General features: G+C 35.1%; 18 protein-coding genes. All 18 read right to left on the reverse strand.

The features are described 5' to 3' along the window. Positions 1-197 precede the first annotated feature (197 nt). The 18 genes from JVU85_RS07495 to JVU85_RS07580 all read right to left on the reverse strand — a co-directional run bounded on the left by JVU85_RS07495 (position 198) and on the right by JVU85_RS07580 (position 14,927). Positions 198-602, reverse strand: a complete 405-nt coding sequence (locus JVU85_RS07495) for a F0F1 ATP synthase subunit epsilon (protein ID WP_002510309.1) — start codon at positions 600-602, stop codon at positions 198-200. Between the two features lie 18 nt (positions 603-620). Continuing rightward, complete coding sequence (atpD, locus tag JVU85_RS07500) at positions 621-2,033, reverse strand: F0F1 ATP synthase subunit beta (RefSeq protein ID WP_002510310.1); 1,413 nt, start codon at positions 2,031-2,033, stop codon at positions 621-623. 23 nt (positions 2,034-2,056) lie between these two features. Further along, positions 2,057-2,923, reverse strand: coding sequence for an ATP synthase F1 subunit gamma (gene atpG / locus JVU85_RS07505; RefSeq protein WP_002510311.1), 867 nt, complete (start codon positions 2,921-2,923; stop codon positions 2,057-2,059). Positions 2,924-2,953: 30 nt separating this feature from the next. Beyond that, complete coding sequence (gene atpA / locus JVU85_RS07510; RefSeq protein WP_107373938.1) at positions 2,954-4,462, reverse strand: F0F1 ATP synthase subunit alpha; 1,509 nt, start codon at positions 4,460-4,462, stop codon at positions 2,954-2,956. 23 nt (positions 4,463-4,485) lie between these two features. Then, positions 4,486-5,025, reverse strand: a complete 540-nt coding sequence (locus tag JVU85_RS07515) for a F0F1 ATP synthase subunit delta (RefSeq protein ID WP_103388817.1) — start codon at positions 5,023-5,025, stop codon at positions 4,486-4,488. Then, positions 5,025-5,543, reverse strand: coding sequence for a F0F1 ATP synthase subunit B (locus tag JVU85_RS07520; protein WP_031266549.1), 519 nt, complete (start codon positions 5,541-5,543; stop codon positions 5,025-5,027). Before JVU85_RS07520 ends, JVU85_RS07515 begins: the two co-directional genes overlap by 1 nt. Before the next feature lie 106 nt (positions 5,544-5,649). After that, positions 5,650-5,862, reverse strand: coding sequence for a F0F1 ATP synthase subunit C (gene atpE / locus JVU85_RS07525; RefSeq protein WP_002510315.1), 213 nt, complete (start codon positions 5,860-5,862; stop codon positions 5,650-5,652). A gap of 38 nt (positions 5,863-5,900) precedes the next feature. Beyond that, on the reverse strand, positions 5,901-6,623 hold the full coding sequence (gene atpB, locus JVU85_RS07530; RefSeq protein ID WP_002510316.1) for a F0F1 ATP synthase subunit A: 723 nt from the start codon (positions 6,621-6,623) through the stop codon (positions 5,901-5,903). Between the two features lie 20 nt (positions 6,624-6,643). Next, positions 6,644-7,000, reverse strand: coding sequence for an ATP synthase subunit I (locus JVU85_RS07535; RefSeq protein ID WP_112369269.1), 357 nt, complete (start codon positions 6,998-7,000; stop codon positions 6,644-6,646). 145 nt (positions 7,001-7,145) lie between these two features. After that, positions 7,146-8,276 (reverse strand): non-hydrolyzing UDP-N-acetylglucosamine 2-epimerase, encoded by a 1,131-nt coding sequence (gene wecB / locus JVU85_RS07540; protein WP_204172257.1) that lies wholly within the window; start codon positions 8,274-8,276, stop codon positions 7,146-7,148. Between the two features lie 22 nt (positions 8,277-8,298). Next, positions 8,299-8,928, reverse strand: a complete 630-nt coding sequence (gene upp / locus JVU85_RS07545) for a uracil phosphoribosyltransferase (protein WP_002510319.1) — start codon at positions 8,926-8,928, stop codon at positions 8,299-8,301. Positions 8,929-8,946: 18 nt separating this feature from the next. Continuing rightward, complete coding sequence (locus JVU85_RS07550) at positions 8,947-10,185, reverse strand: serine hydroxymethyltransferase (RefSeq protein WP_021458996.1); 1,239 nt, start codon at positions 10,183-10,185, stop codon at positions 8,947-8,949. A 23-nt stretch (positions 10,186-10,208) separates the two neighbouring features. Then, the gene (locus JVU85_RS07555) at positions 10,209-10,736 is read right to left on the reverse strand and encodes a TIGR01440 family protein (protein WP_021458997.1); all 528 of its coding nucleotides are present in this window, start codon (positions 10,734-10,736) and stop codon (positions 10,209-10,211) included. 138 nt (positions 10,737-10,874) lie between these two features. Then, a complete protein-coding gene (locus tag JVU85_RS07560; RefSeq protein WP_021458998.1) occupies positions 10,875-11,300 on the reverse strand; it encodes a low molecular weight protein arginine phosphatase in 426 nt (141 codons plus the stop codon). Beyond that, positions 11,297-12,340, reverse strand: coding sequence for an L-threonylcarbamoyladenylate synthase (locus JVU85_RS07565; protein WP_204172258.1), 1,044 nt, complete (start codon positions 12,338-12,340; stop codon positions 11,297-11,299). Before JVU85_RS07565 ends, JVU85_RS07560 begins: the two co-directional genes overlap by 4 nt. 85 nt (positions 12,341-12,425) lie before the next feature. After that, a complete protein-coding gene (gene prmC / locus JVU85_RS07570) occupies positions 12,426-13,262 on the reverse strand; it encodes a peptide chain release factor N(5)-glutamine methyltransferase (protein WP_021459000.1) in 837 nt (278 codons plus the stop codon). Next, positions 13,249-14,328, reverse strand: a complete 1,080-nt coding sequence (prfA, locus tag JVU85_RS07575; RefSeq protein ID WP_002510326.1) for a peptide chain release factor 1 — start codon at positions 14,326-14,328, stop codon at positions 13,249-13,251. The genes prmC and prfA overlap by 14 nt, the downstream gene beginning before the upstream one ends. Further along, positions 14,328-14,927, reverse strand: coding sequence for a thymidine kinase (locus JVU85_RS07580; protein WP_002510327.1), 600 nt, complete (start codon positions 14,925-14,927; stop codon positions 14,328-14,330). Before JVU85_RS07580 ends, prfA begins: the two co-directional genes overlap by 1 nt. Positions 14,928-15,094: the final 167 nt, after the last annotated feature.

Below are 15,094 nucleotides of genomic sequence, written 5' to 3' on the forward strand. Positions count from 1 at the left end.
ATAATTTTGTAACTCTAAAATATAAAGGGAGTGGGACAGAAATAAGATTTTGAAAAAATGATTTCGTCGTCCCACTCCGGCAAGGATGACTAGCGTTGAAACAAGCTTGCTTTGAAGCGCATTTTCAATGCAGTCAGCTACTGCCAAAATGAAAAGAGGTTGGAACAAATTAATATTGTCCCAACCTCTTTATTAATTTATTGTAATTCAGCGACACGTAATCTATTATTTGCACGTTCTAACGCGCGTTTTGCTCTATAGATATCACTGTTGTCGTCTTCATTAGCCAAGTGCGATTCTGCTTTTGATTTCGCTAATTGTGCTCTAGCGACATCTATTTCATTCGCACGTTCTGCAGTTTGTACAATAACTGATAATTTATGTTGTCTAACCTCAACAAAGCCTTCACTCACTGCAATATATTCTGAACCACTATCAAAATTCACTTTGACATAGCCGATTTTTAATGCTGCAACTGTAGGAATATGTCCCCACATGACACCTATTTCGCCAGCTGTAGTTTGTAATACAGCAAGTTCAATGTCTTCACGTTCGTATACAGCACCATTAGGAGTGACAATATTTAGGGTTAATGTGTTCATTATCCTTACCTCCTAATTTTAAACTTCAACACCCATATCTTTTGCTTTTGCTAATACGTCGTCCATACTACCAACAAGACGGAAAGCATCTTCAGGAATGTGATCATACTTACCTTCTAAGATATCTTTGAAGTCTTCAACAGTTCGTTTAACTGGAACATAAGAACCTTTTTGTCCTGTGAATTGTTCAGCAACGTGGAAGTTTTGTGATAAGAAGAATTGAATTCTACGTGCACGTTCAACTGTACTTTTATCTTCTTCGGATAATTCATCCATACCTAAAATTGCAATAATGTCTTGTAATTCACGGTATTTTTGAAGTGTTGATTGTACTTGTCGTGCTACATCATAATGCTCTTGTCCAACAACTGATGGTTCAAGCGCTCTTGATGTAGAAGCAAGTGGGTCAACCGCTGGATAAATACCCATTTCTGTTAATTTACGTTCTAAGTTTGTTGTAGAGTCTAAATGAGCAAATACGTTTGCTGGAGCTGGATCGGTATAGTCATCGGCAGGTACGAATACTGCTTGGATAGAAGTTACCGAACCTTTCGTAGTTGATGTAATACGTTCTTGTAATTGACCCATTTCTGTACTTAATGTTGGTTGATAACCTACGGCTGAAGGCATACGACCTAATAAAGCTGATACTTCAGAACCAGCTTGTGTAAATCTGAAGATATTATCGATGAATAATAATACATCTTTACCTTCTTCATCACGGAAGTACTCTGCCATAGTTAAGCCTGAAAGTGCTACACGCATACGTGCACCAGGTGGCTCGTTCATTTGACCGAATACCATCGCTGTCTTTTTAATAACGCCACTATCACTCATCTCGAAGTATAAATCGTTACCTTCACGTGTACGTTCACCTACACCTGCGAATACTGAAATACCACCATGCTCTTGAGCGATGTTATTAATTAATTCTTGAATAAGTACAGTTTTACCTACACCTGCACCACCAAATAATCCGATTTTACCACCTTTAATATACGGTGCTAATAAATCTACAACTTTAATACCTGTTTCTAATATTTCTACTTTCGTAGATAATTGATCGAATGCAGGTGATTCTCTATGAATTGGGTCACGACGTACTGAATCATCAATTTTTTCATCCAAATCGATTGTGTCACCTAATACATTAAACACTCTTCCAAGTGTCGCATCACCAACAGGTACACTAATACTATTGCCAGTATCTTTTACTTCAGTGCCACGTTTAACACCTTCTGTACCATCCATTGCAATTGTACGGACCACATCGTCGCCTAATTGAAGCGCTACTTCTAACGTCAAACTTGTTGTTTCATTGTCTTTTTCTACATCTAGAACTAAGGCATTGTTAATTGCTGGCACTTCATTATGTTCAAAACGAACATCAATGACTGGACCCATAATTTGCGTTACACGGCCTACTCCCATGTTAATTTTCCTCCTTTATTATTCTATTCAAGTGCAGTTGAGCCACCAACAATTTCAGTAATTTGTTGTGTGATAGCTGCTTGACGAGCTCTATTATATTCGAGTGATAAATCATCGATAAGTTCTGTTGCATTATCTGTTGCGTTTTTCATTGCAGTCATTCGTGCTGCATGTTCACTTGCTTTAGCATCAAGTATTGTGCCATAAATCAAGCTTTCCACATACTGTGGTAAAATAACGCTCAATATAGATTCTTTGTCTGGTTCAAATTCATATGATGACATTTGACCATGTCCTAGACTGGAATCTTCTGGAGATAATGGTAAGACAGTTTTCTTAGATGGTTTGTTTTCTAATACAGTGACAAAATGACTAAAGTAAATGTTTAATTCGTCGATTTCTTCATCTCCATATAAATCAATAGCCTTTTTAGCTATCGCTTGAACAGATTTAAAGGATGGTTGGTCAGCAATATCAACGATTGAACCTTTTACTTCATAGCCTCTGTTTTTGAGAAAATCAACACCCGTTTGACCTAGTACTAAAATTTCATATTCATCTGCTCGTTCATGTTTACTTTTTATATCATTCAACAAGTTTTTTAATACACCAGCATTATATGCACCAGCTAAACCTTGATCACTTGTAATAACTAAATAGCCACTCTTTTTAACTTCACGTTGTTGTAACATTGGATGACTAGAGTTTTTATTAGCTCCAGCAACTGCAGTAATCGCATCTTGCATTTTTTCCATATACGGAGCAAATTGTTTTGTATTACTTTCAGCACGACGTAGTTTTGAACTTGAAACCATGTTCATTGCTTTAGTAATTTGTTTCATTTTTTCCGTAGATTTTATACGTGTATCAATCTCTTTAAGAGATGCCATTATCTCACCACCTTTTGTAGCTTATATTAATTATTGTGATTGACTAAAGCTCTTTTTAAATTCATTAATCGCAGCTTCAAATTTTTCGTTTTCTGGTAATCCACCTGAATTTCTAATCTCATCAAGTAATGATGAAGCATTTGATTTTGCCCATTGATTAAATTCAGTTTCAAAACGAGTAATATCTGCTACTGGGATATCGTCTAAATAACCTTTAGTTAATGCAAAAATAATTAATACTTGGTTTTCAACAGGTAGTGGGTTGTTTTTATCTTGTTTCAACACTTCTACTGTACGTTTACCACGTTCTAATTTTTGTGCAGTAAATTCATCTAAATCTGAACCGAATTGTGCAAATGATTCTAATTCACGATAAGAAGCTAAGTCGAGTCTTAACGTACCTGCAACTTTTTTCATTGCTTTAATTTGTGCTGATCCACCTACACGAGATACAGATTGTCCAGCATTGATTGCTGGTCTAACTCCTGAGAAGAATAAATCAGATTGTAAGAAAATTTGACCATCTGTAATTGAAATAACGTTTGTTGGAACATACGCAGAAATGTCGCCAGCTTGTGTTTCAATGATAGGTAATGCAGTAATAGAACCGCCACCTAAGTCATCGTTTAATTTTGCTGCTCTTTCGAGTAATCTACTATGTAAGTAGAAGACATCACCTGGGTATGCTTCACGGCCTGGTGGTCTACGTAATAATAATGATAATTCACGATAAGCTGCTGCTTGTTTTGTTAAATCATCATAAACAATTAATACGTCTTTACCATCAAACATAAATTCTTCGCCGATTGTCACTCCTGCATAAGGTGCAATATATAACATTGGCGCTGGGTCTGCAGCTGATGCTGAAACAATGATAGTATAGTCTAATGCGCCTTCTTGACGTAATTTCTCAACATTCGCACGTACTGTTGAATCTTTTTGACCAATTGCTACGTAAATACAAATAGTATTCTCGCTCTTTTGGTTTAAAATAGTGTCAATTGCTAATGTTGTTTTACCTGTTTGACGGTCACCAATAATTAATTCACGTTGTCCTTTACCAATAGGTACTAAGGCATCAATCGCTTTAATACCAGTTTGTAAAGGTTGATCAACTGATTTACGATCCATTACACCAGTAGCTTTTTTCTCCACTGGTCTTGTTTTAGAGGTATTAATTGGGCCTTGTCCATCAATTGGTTGACCTAATGGGTTAACTACTCTACCAACCATTTCTTCACCAACAGGAACTTCCATAACACGACCTGTACGTTTTACTTCGTCCCCTTCTTTGATATCTTGATATGGTCCCAAAATAACAACACCGACGTTAGATTCTTCTAAGTTTTGTGCTAAACCTAGTACACCACTTTTGAATTCTATTAATTCTCCAGCCATAACATCGTTTAGTCCGTGAATTAATGCAATACCGTCACCAATTTGAAGTACAGTTCCAACATCCGTAACAGACATTTCTGACTCATAGTTTTCAATTTGTGAGCGCAATAATGCACTAATTTCTTCAGCTTTAATGGCCATCTATGTCACTCCTTTAATATTTATTAGTTCACTCTTTTGAAATGTTTTTCTAATTGTGCAAGATCATTTTGTATACTTGCGTCCATTACTTTTGTACCTACATTAATTCTAATTCCACCAATTAAAGCAGGATTAATTTCATTTGAAAGAATGACTTTAGATAATTGTGTTTTATTTGTGATTATTGTTTCGATTTCTGATAACTCTTGTTCTGACAATTCATATACAGATTCAACTACTGCATAATCACGGTTGTAAAATTCGTTGTATTGTTGAGTAAATGCATTATAAATTTTATCGATTAGCCCTAAATGACGATTAGATGCAAGAATCATCAGCATATTTTGTATGTATTGATTAGAATTACCAAATACAATACCTACGATTCTACGACGATGATGACCATCTATTTGAGGATCCTGATCCATTGCTACTAAATTAGGAATCTCAGATTGTACAGCCTCATGGATTATTGAAAACTCGTCATAAACACTATCTAGTATTTCTGCATCTTTAGAAGCGTCAAATAATGCTTTAGCATACTTGTTAGCTACAATAGCCATTATTTATCCCCTGCCTCTTTAAGGTACTTAGCAACTAGTTCTTTTTGATCTTGGTCACTAATTTCTTTTTGTAATACTTTAGATGCAATTAGTACCGACAAGTCAGACACTTGATTATTAATATCCGCAATTGCACGTTCTTTTTGGCTGTTGATTTCATTTTGTGCTGTTTCAATCATGCCATTTGCGCGTACATTAGCTTCATTGATAATTTCTTCATGTTGTTGACGTGCTTGTACTTTTGCGTCTTCTAGTATTTTGTGAACCTCGTCCTGTGTTTCTTTTAAAGTTTGTTTATTTTGTTCTTCTAATTTTTGTGCATTTAATTTAGCTTGTTCAGCATCATCAATGTCTTTATTTATATCACGTTCACGTTTGTCCATAACTTCTTTTAAAGGACCCCATGCAAACTTTTTCAATAATGCTAATAAAACAAGAAAAGTAATTAAGGTAACAATGATCGTACCCCACTGAACACCACTAGCTTGGCTTGCACCTAATACTAATGTATTTGTCATCGCATTCACTAGCTCATACACTCCTTTCTTTCATTGTAACTATTTGCTGTTAGATAAAAACGAATGGCGAAAGTCAAAAAACGACTTCGCCTTTTTTAAAGTGTAATTACATGAACATTACGATGAATGAAATTACAAGACCAAGGATTGGTAATGCCTCAACTAAACCAATACCGATGAACATAATTGACATTAATTGTCCACGTGCTTCTGGTTGACGTGCTACACCTTCTACTGTTCTAGATACGATAAGACCGTTACCGATACCTGCACCTAATGCTGATAAACCAATTGCGATTGCTGCTGCGATTAAATTCATTAATAAATCCTCCTAAAAATTGTTTTATAATTTTATTTTTAATGGCTATCTTGTACTTTGTGTGACATATAAACCATTGATAGCATAATGAAAATATAGGCCTGAATTGAACCTATGAAAATCGAGAATGCTTGCCAAACAACTAAACCTGGTAAACCTATAATCCAACCCCATAACAAGTTATTAACTACTAATCCTGATAAAAGAGTAAGTAATAATTCACCAGCATAAATATTACCGTAAAGACGAAGACCTAACGTTAAAGTTGAAGTGAACTCCTCGAATAAATTGATTGGTAATAAGAAAATAGGTTTTGTGTAATTACCAAAGTAACTCTTTGTGCCACGCATTTTAATACCATAATAATGCGTCAACAGAATTATTAGCGTTGACAGTGTTAATGTAACAGTGGCATCTGCTGTTGGTGATTTCCACCACAACGTATGTCCTGACACAATAGAGAATGGTAAGCCAAGCATATTACTCACAAAGATAAACAAGATCAAAGTAACTGCAAGGAAGTGGAATTGACCACCTTTTGACCATGCCATATTGCTTTCAATAATACCTCGAACAAAGTCAAAAACCCATTCTATGAAGTTTTGCTTGCCGGTTGGACGTTTTTGAAGATTACGTGTACATATAATAGCTAGTACAAATACAATAATCGCTGTAATAATTAACATCATAATTGATGATAAATTAAACACGAGGTCTAAACCAAATACATTCCAACTGACAAGAGGGTTGTCGTGTTGCATACAATTTCACCTCTCTTTTACTAGTTTTTTTTCTTATGAATAAACGGTTTAATTGTGACCACAACATAAGAAATCATTAAACCTAAAATCACACCAAAGATATTGATATTGTCTTGAAAAAAGACCCATAATGTACAAGCTAGAATCGCTACCAAATATCTCCAAATATTGCCCGTAGAAATATGTATCGTGTCACTCCTCTTAGCTTTCGCTAAGTAATATTCGAAAGTAATCGTATTGAGTAACGAACCAACTGTACCTATGATCAGTCCCAATATAAAAGGTGATAGTGTGAAAAAAAACACAATAATCAATACAATTAATAAGTATAGATAGTATTGTATATATTGATTGAAAATGATGAAGAAACGTTTCAATTTTGTGCCTCATTTCGTTTATTTCATTCGATTATGAAAACCGTTCCACTCATACAAATTTAATAATAATATAGCCTGTAAGTCGTGTCAATTCTATTAAAATTGTTAAATAAGTTTTTTTGCAGTCGACATAAAATTGTCACATTTAAACAAAAGAATTTGGCTTTTCATCAATTATGCCAAAATAATGTTTAATATGCTCACATATCCTACTAGAAGCCTGGCCATCACCATACGGATTATTAGCCTCACTCATTGCTTCATAGCTTTGTTGATTGTCCAACAGTTCTTTAGTCGCTTGTTCTATTGTTGCTGTTGAGGTACCTACAATTTTTAATGTCCCAGCGGCTACGCCTTCAGGTCGTTCTGTTGCATCTCTTAGTACTAAGACTGGTTTTCCGAGTGAAGGTGCTTCTTCCTGTATGCCACCAGAATCGGTTAGGATAATATACGACTGATTTGCAAAATTGTGAAAATCAGTTACACCTAAAGGTTCTATTAATTCTATTCTGTCATGCCCTGACAAATACTGATTTGCAATTGCTCTTACCTTTGGATTTTTATGCATTGGATAGACAACCACTACATCGCTATACGTTTCTACAATATTACGTACAGCTTGAAAAATACGTTCCATAGGTTCGCCAATATTCTCTCTACGATGAGCAGTTAATAAAACAATACGTTTACCGGGATGGCGTTTGAGAATTGCTGAATCATAGTGTGTTTTTATTGTAGTTTTCATAGCATCAATCGCTGTATTTCCAGTTACTACAATACTCTCCTCTGATTTGTTTTCATCTAGCAAATTTTGGGCAGCATTAAATGTAGGGGCAAAATTTAAATCTGCCATTACCCCTACCATTTGTCTATTCATTTCTTCAGGAAACGGAGCATATTTATCCCATGTTCTCAATCCTGCCTCAACATGACCAATAGGAACTTGATTGTAAAATGCAGCTAAACTACCAGCAAACGTGGTCATAGTATCACCATGTACCAAAATCATATCCGGTTGTTCTTCTTGAATAACACTTTCGAGCTTCATTAACACTTTCGACGTAATTTGTGATAATGTTTGACCTTGCGTCATTATATCTAAATCATAGTCTGGTTGAATGTTAAAAGTATCTAAAACACCATCTAACATTTCTCGGTGTTGTGCTGAAACTACGACTACTGGCTCCAAAGCATTACTTTCTTGTAATGCTTTGACCAGAGGTGCCATTTTCACTGCTTCTGGACGAGTGCCAAAAACAGTCATAATTTTCTTCATTTTACTCCACTCCTGGATGTCACTATTTTGTACCAAACAAACGATCACCAGCATCACCTAAACCAGGTGTTACATATGCATGTTCGTCTAATCTATCATCTAATGCAGCAATGTAGATATCTACATCTTCATGCGCTTCTTTCATCTTTTCTACACCTTCAGGTGCAGCAACTAAACACATAAAACGAATATGTTTCGCCCCGCGTTTTTTCAATGAATTAATTGCTTCTATAGCAGAAGAACCTGTTGCTAACATAGGATCAACTACAACAATTTCACGCTCTTCAATATCTTGTGGTAATTTAGCAAAGTATTCTATTGCCTCTAAAGTCTTTGGATCTCTATATAATCCAATATGACCTATTCTAGCCGCTGGCACGAGGTTAAGAATACCTTGTGTCATGCCTAAGCCAGCTCTTAAAATTGGAACAAACGCTAATTTTTTACCTGTTAAACGTTTTGCTACCATTTTTGTCACTGGTGTTTCGATTTCAACGTCCTGTAAATCTAAATCTCTTGTTACTTCATACGCCATTAACATACCGACTTCGTCAACTAATTCTCTGAATTCTTTTGTGCCAGTATTTACGTCACGAATATAACTTAATTTGTGTTGAATTAATGGATGGTCAAAAACATGAACCTTGCCCATTTCATTTCCCTCCTAATATTAATTGTATAAAGGATGATTTGTAGTTAATGCCTTCACTCTAGATTTACCTTCTTCTAAAGTTTTTTCATCTTCTGGATTCTTAAGCACTAAACTAATAATTTTTCCAACTTCTTCGAATGCTTTTTTATCAAAACCTCTAGTAGTTGCTGCAGGCGTTCCTAATCTAATACCACTTGTAACAAATGGTTTTTCTTGATCGAATGGTATTGTGTTCTTGTTACATGTAATACCAATCGCATCTAATGTTTCTTCAGCAATTTTACCTGTGATACCAACTGATGATTTAACATCAACTGCTACAAGATGATTATCAGTACCTCCTGAAACAACTCTGAAACCTTCGTTTGTCAATGTTGATGCTAAAGTTTGAGCATTTTTGATGACTTGCTCTTGGTATGTTTTAAATTCGTCTTGTAATGCTTCACCAAAAGCAATCGCTTTACCGGCAATAACATGTTCTAATGGACCACCTTGAATACCAGGGAAGATTTTTTTATCAATTTCTTTTTTATATTCTTCCTTACATAAAATCATACCACCACGAGGCCCACGTAATGTTTTGTGCGTAGTAGTAGTAACAAAATCTGCATACTCAACAGGGTTTTGATGTAAACCAACTGCTACTAGTCCTGCGATATGTGCCATATCTACCATTAATTTAGCCCCTACTTCGTCTGCGATTTCTTTAAATCGTTTGAAGTCAATTTCTCGTGGATAAGCTGAAGCTCCTGCTACGATTAATTTAGGTTTGTGTTGCTTAGCGATGCTTAAAACTTCATCGTAATCGATTTTTTCAGTATCTTTGTCAACGCCATAGTCTACAAAGTTATAAAATTGGCCACTAAAGTTAACTGGTGCGCCATGAGTTAAATGACCACCGTGGCTTAAGTTCATTCCTAATACAGTGTCACCATGTTCAAGTGCAACTAAGTAAACTGCCATATTTGCTTGAGAGCCTGAATGTGGTTGAACATTAACATGTTCTGCACCAAACAATTGTTTAGCTCTTTCTATTGCTAAGCTTTCAGAGACATCAACGAATTCACAACCACCATAATATCTGCGGTTAGGATAGCCTTCAGCATATTTATTTGTTAATACTGATCCTTGTGCTTCCATTACTGCTTCTGACACGAAGTTTTCTGAAGCTATAAGCTCGATGTTGTTGTTTTGACGGTTAAATTCATTTTGAATCACTTCATAAATTTCTTTATCTTGCTTTTGAATAAATGACATTGGTAAATTCCCTCGCTTCTGTATTAGTTATATTTCGCTCGTTCGCCACCAATTTTCTTAGGTCTAGATGATGCAATCGTTACATTCGCTTCACCAATTCGTTTTACACTAGTACGTTCAGGGATAGCCACATGTTGTATATGCATACCAATTAATGTTTGACCAATATCTATTCCTTTAGGTACTGAAATAGTCTCTACAACCATTGGATCATTTAATTGACTATAAGCATAAGTAGCTAAACTACCTCCAGCGTGAACATCTGGCACTACTGTAACTTCTTCCATCGTATGTGGGTCAAAGTTGGATCGATCAATAGTTACTGCTCGATTAATATGTTCACAGCCCTGAAATACGAAAGACACGCCTGTTTCTCGTTCTATAGTCGCTAACAAATTATATATTGTTTCTGCTACTTCCATAGAACCAACGGAACCAATTCGCTCACCTATGACCTCGGATGTCGAACAACCAATCAGGCACAATTCATCTTCAACAAAAAATTCACGCGCTTTGAGTTCATTAAGCAATAACTGCAAATCTTCCTTCATTTTCCCACCCCTTTGAAAATAATTATATACAAAGTGTAAAGTTCTACCATTTACTATATAAATATATAAATTCAGCAAACTTGCTACACCTAGTTATTATAACGTATTTTTCAGATAACTTATACTAATTCTACAAATTTATTGCGTTAATATTTTAATTTTTATTTTCTCAATCAAAGTATTAAGTTCTTCAAAAACTGCGTCGTAAGCGTCTTCATCCGCACCAAACGGGTCACTAACTTCTCCTTGATAACCTGCATATTCTTTAATTGTGAATACATGATTTTGCTGACCAAACATGTAACTAATTGTATCTTTATGCGTTGTTGACATCGTTAAAATTAAATCAGCTTGCAAATCTGTTTCAGTAAACATTTGAGTATGGCTTGGTTGAGGTAATTGTTGTTTATTAATAATTGCTTGGCTGTGTGTTGAAATTGCCCCGCCATTATTTGCATATAATCCTCTTGATTCAATTGTGTAATGTGCCAATTTAGCCTTAGCTATACTTTCAGCTAATGGACTTCTACATGTGTTACCCGTACAAACGAAAATAATCTTCATAAAGTATCTCCATCTATCCATAATTGATTAGTCGCTTTTAACATTCTATTCATTATTGCTGCTGTATCGTCTTTATCTTCAAAAACATACAAATAAGCCTCGTCAATATCATCTCTTCTGTCTATAAGATGTAATATTTCGTATAGTCTGTGATTAGCTGTTTTAATATCTTGTTCATCATCACACAACTCTATATATTGTGCATTACTCGGCACATAAGATTTTAAGGTTGCTGGTACAATAAATGCTTTACGCTCCCATAATTTATCGTAATTTGGTTGGTGTCGAAAATTTCTTAACAGATAAATAGGTGTTTGCGGTGCATAATGTTTATATTTCATACCTGGAGCAATAGGTCTCTCGCTATCAAAATTTGTTGTTGCAGCAATACTATTTGGAATAACCGCTTCAATCATTTTTTGTGTAATGGAACCTGGTCGTGCAATTTTAAAAGGAAATGACGTACAATCTAATACTGTACTTTCTAAACCTTCCTCACTTTGATCGCCGTTAATAATGCCATCAATACGGCCATTTAAATCTTGATAAACATGGTCGAATTGAGTAGGTGATGGCTTGCCACTTAAATTGGCACTCGGTGCAGCAATAGGTAAATCAACCAATTGTAATATTTGACGACCAATTCGATGACTTGGCATTCTTACTGCAATACTATTTAACCCACCTGACACTTTCGAACATAAATAACCTGATTTCAACGGCAAAATAAATGAAATTGGACCAGGCCAAAAATGTTTCATCAGTAAATAAACTTCACCAGTTATACCTGTCGTAAAATCAGTAAGTTGCTCAAGACTGTGAATATGTACAATTAACGGATTATCTGATGGTCTACCTTTGGCTTGATATATTTTTTTAACCGCATTATCATCCAAAGCGTTTGCCCCGAGACCATACACTGTTTCAGTAGGCAAAGCTATTAACCCGCCTTGATGATAAATTTGTTTAATATCATCTATCTCTGGAAATGTTGTTATATCATCAATATAACTTCTGACATCCCATATTTTTGTATTCACGTAAAATCACATCCTTTTTATTATATTTTAAAATATAATAAAAAGTTATGCAGTTATGTGACATACACATAAAATACATAACTTCTTACCATCTAAATGAAACTATTCGATTATTGTTATTAATATCTTTCAAAACTGCTACTTTAATATGTGGATACAGTTCATTGATTATCTCACATAATTTATCACCTTGGTTGTGTCCTATTTCAAAAACAACAGGTGCACCTTCACATAAAACTGCTGGTAAATTTCGTAATATTGCTTTGTAGATAGCTAAACCGTTATCCTCAGCAAATAATGCGCGATGTGGTTCGTAGTCTAATACCGTATCACTCATCAGTGTTGCTTCATTATTTTCAATATAGGGCGGATTTGAAATCAAACCGTTTAACTTAATCCCTTGCTCAATTAAAGGATTTAATGTATCACCTAACAAAAACTGAATATCTACTTCATGTTGTCTTGCATTTTGCCGAGCAATCTCTAACGTCTCAGATGCAATGTCGGTAGCATAAACATTTAAGGTAGGCATTAACTTTTTTAACATAATCGGTATATTACCACTACCCGTACCAATATCTACAATGGTATCACCAGCATGTAACATGTTTAAAAAATGCAACATAACCTCTTCTGTTTCTGGCCTAGGAATCAGACAATTTTCATTGACAGTAAATCGTTCACCATAAAATGTTTGAAAACCAACAATATATTGTACCGGTTCCCCTTGATATAAACGACTTAAAGCATTATCTAATTTTTCCTTGTCTGTTGCGGTTAATTGCTCACTAGAATGAAGTACCATGTCTAAACGTGACCAATTCATTAAATCCATTATTAACCAATCTACCCTTGAAGTTTCGTAGCCTAATGTTGAACAGTGCGCCTTAGCATGCTCAATATATGTCTTAAAGTTCACCATCGTTAAGTTCTTTCAATTTTTCAGTTTGTTCTGAAAGTGTTAACGCATCAATAATTTCATCAATTTTACCTTCCATAATTTGATCTAACTTTTGTATGGTTAAACCAATTCTATGATCCGTCACACGATTTTGAGGATAGTTATACGTTCTAATACGTTCAGAACGATCACCAGTACCAACAGCTGATTTTCTTTCCGAAGCATATTTAGCTTGTTCTTCTTGTACCTTCATGTCATAAACACGCGCTTTTAACACTTTCATTGCTTTTTCACGGTTTTTAATTTGAGATTTTTCATCTTGCGACGTTACTACTGTACCTGTAGGTAAGTGAGTAATTCTTACTGCTGAATCTGTTGTATTTACGTGTTGACCACCTGCACCACTAGAACGATATGTGTCAATTTTAATATCTTCATTACGTATTTCTATTTCAACGTCTTCTGCTTCAGGTAATACAGCTACTGTAGCTGTAGACGTATGTATACGTCCTCCTGATTCTGTTTCAGGCACACGCTGAACACGGTGTGCACCATTTTCATATTTTAATTTAGAATATGCACCTTGCCCTTGAATCATAAAGCTAACTTCTTTATAACCACCGTGGTCACTAGCATTCATCTCTACTATATCCGTTTTATAACCGAGTGTTTCACTATAACGTGAATACATTCTTAATAAATCACCAGCAAAAATCGCTGCTTCATCTCCACCAGCTGCTGCTCGAATTTCCACGATAACGTTTTTATCATCATTCGGATCTTTAGGAATAAGTAGGAATTTCAACTCTTCTTCTAATTCAGGCACACGTGCTTTATTATTGTGCAATTCTTCTTTCAGCATCTCAATTTCATCTTTATCTTTTGTATCTTGCAACATTAGTTCCAACTCAGAAAGATCTTCATTGACTTGCTTATATTCTCTATAAACATCTACAGTTTTTTGTAAATCCGCCTGTTCTTTAGAATAGGCTCTTAATTTATTCGAATCATTTACTACTTCTGGATCACTTAGTAACTCATTTAACTGTTCATATCTTTCTTCAACAATATCTAATTGATCAAACACTACATTTCCTCCTTTTTCTCATCACTTGGTGCGATAATGTGATGTGCTCGACATCTAGGTTCGTAACTTTCATTTGCGCCAACTAAAATTATTGGATCATCTATCTTCGCAGGTTTACCATCAATCAAACGTTGTGTTCTGCTAGATGATGCGCCGCACACTGCGCACACGGCCTGTAATTTAGTTACTACTTCGCTCACTGCCAATAATTCTGGTATTGGCTTGAACGGTTTCCCTCTAAAATCCATATCTAATCCAGCTGTGATTACTCTATGTCCTCTTGCAGCAAGTTGTTCTGCAATATTCACAACTTCGTCCTCGAAAAACTGAACTTCATCTATACCAATAACATCAACTTCAGATAAGTCGTGTCTTAAAATTTCAGAAGCTGTAGTAATGTTAATTGCCTCTATGGCATTACCATTATGAGAAACAATTTTATCTTTATGGTATCTGTCATCAATTGCAGGTTTAAATACCACAACCTTTTGTTTAGCATAAACACCTCTACGCAGTCGACGAATCAACTCTTCAGACTTGCCACTAAACATACTTCCAGTAATACATTCAATCCACCCGGAATGATAAGTTTCATACATTATGAGCTCCACCTTTTTCAAAACATAATCGGTTTATTATATCATATTTAGCGTGCAGAAATCTTTAAAAATTGATAACTGTTTTTAATCAAATTTATAATAAAAAGCAAATCATACACTTTAATAATTATCATTATAAAACAAAAAACATCCTCATATAAATATGA

Source organism: Staphylococcus sp. GDY8P72P, assembly GCF_016890655.1.
In the GTDB taxonomy this organism is placed as follows: Bacteria; Bacillota; Bacilli; order Staphylococcales; family Staphylococcaceae; genus Staphylococcus; species Staphylococcus arlettae.

Excerpts from the sequence above, each read along its gene's own strand:
- upp (WP_002510319.1), bottom strand. The coding sequence starts at position 8,928 with ATGGGCAAGGTTCATGTTTTTGACCATCCATTAATTCAACACAAATTA.
- atpA (WP_107373938.1), bottom strand. The coding sequence starts at position 4,462 with ATGGCCATTAAAGCTGAAGAAATTAGTGCATTATTGCGCTCACAAATT.
- wecB (WP_204172257.1), bottom strand. The coding sequence starts at position 8,276 with ATGAAGAAAATTATGACTGTTTTTGGCACTCGTCCAGAAGCAGTGAAA.
- JVU85_RS07555 (WP_021458997.1), bottom strand. The coding sequence starts at position 10,736 with ATGAAGGAAGATTTGCAGTTATTGCTTAATGAACTCAAAGCGCGTGAA.
- JVU85_RS07580 (WP_002510327.1), bottom strand. The coding sequence starts at position 14,927 with ATGTATGAAACTTATCATTCCGGGTGGATTGAATGTATTACTGGAAGT.
- atpG (WP_002510311.1), bottom strand. The coding sequence starts at position 2,923 with ATGGCATCTCTTAAAGAGATTGATACACGTATAAAATCTACGGAAAAA.
- JVU85_RS07550 (WP_021458996.1), bottom strand. The coding sequence starts at position 10,185 with ATGTCATTTATTCAAAAGCAAGATAAAGAAATTTATGAAGTGATTCAA.
- JVU85_RS07515 (WP_103388817.1), bottom strand. The coding sequence starts at position 5,025 with ATGGCTATTGTAGCTAACAAGTATGCTAAAGCATTATTTGACGCTTCT.
- atpE (WP_002510315.1), bottom strand. The coding sequence starts at position 5,862 with ATGAATTTAATCGCAGCAGCAATCGCAATTGGTTTATCAGCATTAGGT.
- JVU85_RS07560 (WP_021458998.1), bottom strand. The coding sequence starts at position 11,300 with ATGAAGATTATTTTCGTTTGTACGGGTAACACATGTAGAAGTCCATTA.
- JVU85_RS07495 (WP_002510309.1), bottom strand. The coding sequence starts at position 602 with ATGAACACATTAACCCTAAATATTGTCACTCCTAATGGTGCTGTATAC.
- atpD (WP_002510310.1), bottom strand. The coding sequence starts at position 2,033 with ATGGGAGTAGGCCGTGTAACGCAAATTATGGGTCCAGTCATTGATGTT.
- prmC (WP_021459000.1), bottom strand. The coding sequence starts at position 13,262 with ATGGTGAACTTTAAGACATATATTGAGCATGCTAAGGCGCACTGTTCA.
- JVU85_RS07520 (WP_031266549.1), bottom strand. The coding sequence starts at position 5,543 with ATGACAAATACATTAGTATTAGGTGCAAGCCAAGCTAGTGGTGTTCAG.
- atpB (WP_002510316.1), bottom strand. The coding sequence starts at position 6,623 with ATGCAACACGACAACCCTCTTGTCAGTTGGAATGTATTTGGTTTAGAC.